We start from the raw sequence: 4,518 nt of genomic DNA on the forward strand, positions 1-4,518 counted from the left end.
CATTAAAGGAGAAGGCCGTTGCTCAGTACGGCGAACAAATTTTAAACTTTTCGCGAGAGTCTCTATGAGTTAACAAAGCGTTGCACCGGACAAGCCGGTGAACGCGGCGTTGGTATGACTCCCTTTGTCAATTAAAACGTACTAATCCCCACCCTATTTTTTCAAAGTGCCACTATCTAAATGTTGGATGAATTCAATCACAGATTAAAGCCAGTAACTTTCGACGGTTCTCATGCTGGTATTTGTGGATTTTATCGCCAAGCGATTAACCTACCTTACTTATTTCGTCGTGGTGCCTGTCTTCAGTCTATGCTCGTGGGTCTAATTAATTTTCATCATCAGCCATCCTAACGCCCTCGGAGATTACACCACCTACCGTGGTTTAATCTGCAATTGAATCCAAAACTTTTAATCATGCTGGTACACGAGAGAGTCGTTGTTTGGGATTAACAGGAGAAATAACAACTTCCCGTGAAATGGCCCAAATGTACGCAATCATTTCTCGAGCAATGGCGGTAATCACCACGTTGTAATGTTTACCTCGTTTCATCAATCGTTGATAACGTTTACACAATCGAAGCTGTGCCTTCCAGGCAATATCGATAATGGTTTTGCTCAAGCCTTCTTGACGAATTTGTAGGTCATGAGAGATATTGGCTGGGTAGCGATAACAATGCGCCCCCTCGGTGAGTAATCGTCTTGCTCGACCATTACCGCATTTGGTAATACTGCCGACTTTTCGTCTGCCGCCGCTGGAGTGTTCGCCCGGAACTAACCCGACATAACTCATTAATTTTCTCGGGTGGTCGAATCGGGTTAAATCACCCAGCTCGGCGATGACACTCGCAGCAACCAATAAACGAACACCGCGCATGGCTTGAATCGCTTTAACAACAGGATAATAGCGCCAGCGTTTCACTTGGTGAACTAACTCGTTGTCCAGTCTTTCCAGTCTCGCTATTCGCTCAGTGACGGTTTGAATCATTTCTTGTAAAACAATCTGTTGCGCAGGGTGGGGCAGCACCATATCGGTCAACCAACGCATGTGCTTAACCGACCAGTTAGCCTTACCATCGTAGTGAATATGATTGCGAAGCAAGAGTGCTTTTAGTTGATACTTAGCATCACATAAGTCGTTCATTGCGCGCTCTCTTGCCCGAGATAAATCACGAATGGCTTCATCCTCTGGTTCAGGGACATAAATCGGACTGATATCGGCATTCTTTAACAACCGAGTGAGGTTCATTGCGTCACGCTTATCCGTTTTGATTTTATCACCAGGCTTTTTAGGGATAAGTGAAGGCGCAACGACAAAACAGCAATGCCCCAAACTCGTCAGTAANCGCATTTTTGAGAAGGCGCGTTAAATTGATTGCGTCACGCTTATCCGTTTTGATTTTATCACCAGGCTTTTTAGGGATAAGTGAAGGCGCAACGACAAAACAGCAATGCCCCAAACTCGTCAGTAACCGGTAGACCCAATAGCCGCAAGGACCTGCTTCATAAACAAAATGTAAGGTCGCTTTAGGGTATTTGGATTGCATCTGGTTGACGAATTTTATAATAGCGGGTTTAGTTGTTTTGATACGTCCAAAGTGTTCGATAGCCGATTTTCTGGAATAACCCGAATAGGCAATTTCAGTGAACTCTTTATGAGTATCCATGCCAATGAAAATTATGGTATCGTTGTTCATGCTAGCCTCCGTTTATATGGTGTTTAACGACTCATATATTATGGCACTGGCTGAAAAGCTAACCCACGATAGGGGGCTAGCACTGAATTTAATTGAAACTCCTAGGGAGTCATTATGTCTATGTTTCAAGGAGAGGTAGTGCGTAGGCCTGTAATATTTTTACTTTGTCTTCTACCGACTATTGCTTATGCAAATGTTGTCTGGCCGTCACTTTATTTAGAAACACGCCTTTTTTCTTGGTGGGCGATTGGCATTGGTCTGCTGGTTGAGTTTTTCTTTGTGAAATGGCTTTTTACTCTTTCAACAAAAAAAGCTTCTATAGCTACCATGTCAGCAAATGCCGTTTCCGCTATTGCGGGTATAGTATTAATTCCTTTAGCTGGCATAGGTTGGGAGCTCTTTCCAGGCTCTGTCATAAACTGGGCTTTTAGTTGGGGCACATTTAATCCAATTACATGGGGTGCTACCTTTTTTCTTGGCTGCCTAGTTAATGGTCTACTTGAGGGGGCTGTATACAAAAAGTGGTTTTCTCCAGAGTTCAGATATAAAAGTAAAGCGTTTCTTTGGCTGCTAGCTGCTAATTCCCTTAGTGTGGGCGCAGCATTTATTAGTCTTTGGCTAAAGCCGGTGCAGCTATGAAACATAACAAGTCAAAGCAGCAAGGGCCTTCGGCCGGGACGCGCAACGCGCGCCCCTGTTTGAGGCGTTATGTTTCGAAACGATGAACGAATCTGATTTAAAAAGTGCCTTATCTAAAGCGGCTGACTATTTTGGAAAACGTGGTATATCTGACTGGCAGTCTGAAGCATTAAACGCCATAGATAAAATTGAGAATCATGATTTTTCTTTCGTTGAGGACTTGTGGCTCAAGTACGCTCCGACATGCGAAATCGATGATTTTCTGATAAGCGATGTCGCTCCAGAAGACGAAGATAATGCAAATACTCTGAATGATGAACTAGCTGAGATTGCGAATTCTACATTTGCTATCCTCGATAGGATTAAGAATGAAAAAACATAACCATGCGCTGAAAAAGACGCAAACAACTACGCGCTTATTAGCTAAGCGTTAACACTACAAGGTGGAAACTTGGAAATACCTGACGAGTTATTTAAATATCGGGATTTTGGGAAATACACGATATTAAGTTTGCTTAATCAAGGTTTGTGGATTCCTAAACCTTCTCAATTAAATGATCCCTTCGATGCTCAATTCAAAATCAGTGATGTAGATGTTTCTATTGAGCAATTTAAATCAGCTTTTCTTAATTATCAATGTTGGTATCAAAAAAATCATAACCATACTATTCGTTATAAAGGGTTTGAATTACTTTTTGACAATGGGAAGCCCAACTCGCATTTGAAAGAAAAGGTTAATTTATTTCGAGATTTCTGGGATAAAGAATCTGAAAATCTCGGGGTTTTGTCTCTTTCGGCTGTTCCTGAAAACACAACGATGTGGTCTCATTATGGGGAAAATCATTGCGGTATCTGCATTGGGTATAATCCTAGAAAACTATTTCCAAAATCTCCAAATGGTTCTCTGGATTGGCTTAGAAAAGTGGAATATGAAGAAGAAAGAGACATTATTAGAAATGCGTACTTACTGTATGCGAATACTGGAATGTGTCATTCTCATATTGCGGTGATGGAACTCATTTATAAAATGTTTTCCACTAAGTCTATTGATTGGAGTTATGAAAAGGAATGGCGTTTTCTATCTCCGACACATGGTGGAAATTTGTTTAAATTGGAAATTGATGCGATTTCCAGTATCACTTTTGGACTGAGAACACCAGTTGAAACAAAATCAGCAGTATCACATATACTTCGTTATCATCAAAAAAAGACTAAACTTTTTCAAACTGTTAGGCTTGATAATACTATAGGTTTAAAGCGCGTTGTAATGGATGGTGATTCTAAATATTGGGGTGAGTCCTACGAATAGTAGTGTTAACAAGGCGCTGCAATGGATGCATATAACGTCCGTCGTTTTTGGTTTGAAGTTTTTCACTTGCTGAATGTGCAGAGTTTATGCACCATTGAGCTAAACGTTAACTCCTAATCATGAATCTACTCTTAGTCAGCGAAAATATTTTCACACTTGATTCATTTCTTTCTAGTAAAGAATGTGAAGATTTTATCGTGCAAGCGGAAAAAGATGGGTTTCGTTCTGCTGATGTTGATACTGGGAAAGGGCGGTCTCATTTAACTCACATTAGAAATAATGAACGAGTAGATTGGGTTTCTGAAAAGCTGGCTGAGGATTGGTGGAATAAACTACCTCATCACCTTCTTCCAGAAATCGAAGGTAGAAAGGCTATTGGGTTATCTCCTCGCTTTCGCTTCTACCGCTATACATCTGGCCAGAAGTTCAATATGCACAAAGATGGAAGGCAGGACGTTTCGGGAAATACTACGATGATGACCCTTTTAGTTTATCTTAACGAAGGCTATGAAGGTGGCAGCACCAAGTTCCGTCAAGATGATGTGGAGATCCATGCTGTTACGGGTCAAGCACTTATCTTTGAGCACCATCTTTGGCATCAAGGCACTAAGATAGAGTCCGGTAGCAAATATGTGCTTCGTACTGATATAGTCTTCCAGAGTTAACAAAGCTATGCACCGGAACAGCAGTCCTTCGTTGCAATTTATGCACTGCGCTGACGCTTCGTTAACATAAATTACAACTACAGCCCGCTGTCCAGTGATAGCGGCGTTAGTTGTTTAGGAGGAACAATGCACAAGAGTAGACTTGCAGCTTTAGTTATTGATAGTAAAGTTGAAGATATTGAAGAGGCAAATAAGTTTTGGGAAAAAGCAT

4 protein-coding genes and 2 pseudogenes are annotated in these 4,518 nt (G+C 41.4%); 4 read left to right on the plus strand and 2 right to left on the minus strand.

What is annotated here, in order from left to right:
- Positions 1-412: 412 nt before the first annotated feature.
- Positions 413-1,342: pseudogene (locus ABVT42_RS21630) on the minus strand (IS110 family RNA-guided transposase); the annotation flags it as partial.
- Between the two features lie 127 nt (positions 1,343-1,469).
- A pseudogene (locus ABVT42_RS22445) lies at positions 1,470-1,694 on the minus strand (IS110 family transposase); the annotation flags it as partial.
- A 114-nt stretch (positions 1,695-1,808) separates the two neighbouring features.
- Here ABVT42_RS22445 and ABVT42_RS21640 point away from each other — a divergent pair.
- The 4 genes from ABVT42_RS21640 to ABVT42_RS21655 all read left to right on the plus strand — a co-directional run bounded on the left by ABVT42_RS21640 (position 1,809) and on the right by ABVT42_RS21655 (position 4,307).
- On the plus strand, positions 1,809-2,333 hold the full coding sequence (locus tag ABVT42_RS21640; protein ID WP_353898087.1) for a hypothetical protein: 525 nt from the start codon (positions 1,809-1,811) through the stop codon (positions 2,331-2,333).
- A gap of 82 nt (positions 2,334-2,415) precedes the next feature.
- Entirely contained in the window at positions 2,416-2,715 is a 300-nt protein-coding gene (locus ABVT42_RS21645) for a hypothetical protein (protein WP_353898086.1), read from the plus strand.
- Between the two features lie 69 nt (positions 2,716-2,784).
- Positions 2,785-3,642, plus strand: coding sequence for a DUF2971 domain-containing protein (locus tag ABVT42_RS21650; protein WP_353898085.1), 858 nt, complete (start codon positions 2,785-2,787; stop codon positions 3,640-3,642).
- 119 nt (positions 3,643-3,761) lie between these two features.
- Positions 3,762-4,307 (plus strand): 2OG-Fe(II) oxygenase, encoded by a 546-nt coding sequence (locus ABVT42_RS21655; RefSeq protein WP_353898084.1) that lies wholly within the window; start codon positions 3,762-3,764, stop codon positions 4,305-4,307.
- Positions 4,308-4,518 lie beyond the last annotated feature (211 nt).

This window comes from Aliikangiella maris (assembly GCF_040719265.1).
In the GTDB taxonomy this organism is placed as follows: Bacteria; Pseudomonadota; Gammaproteobacteria; order Enterobacterales; family Kangiellaceae; genus Aliikangiella; species Aliikangiella maris.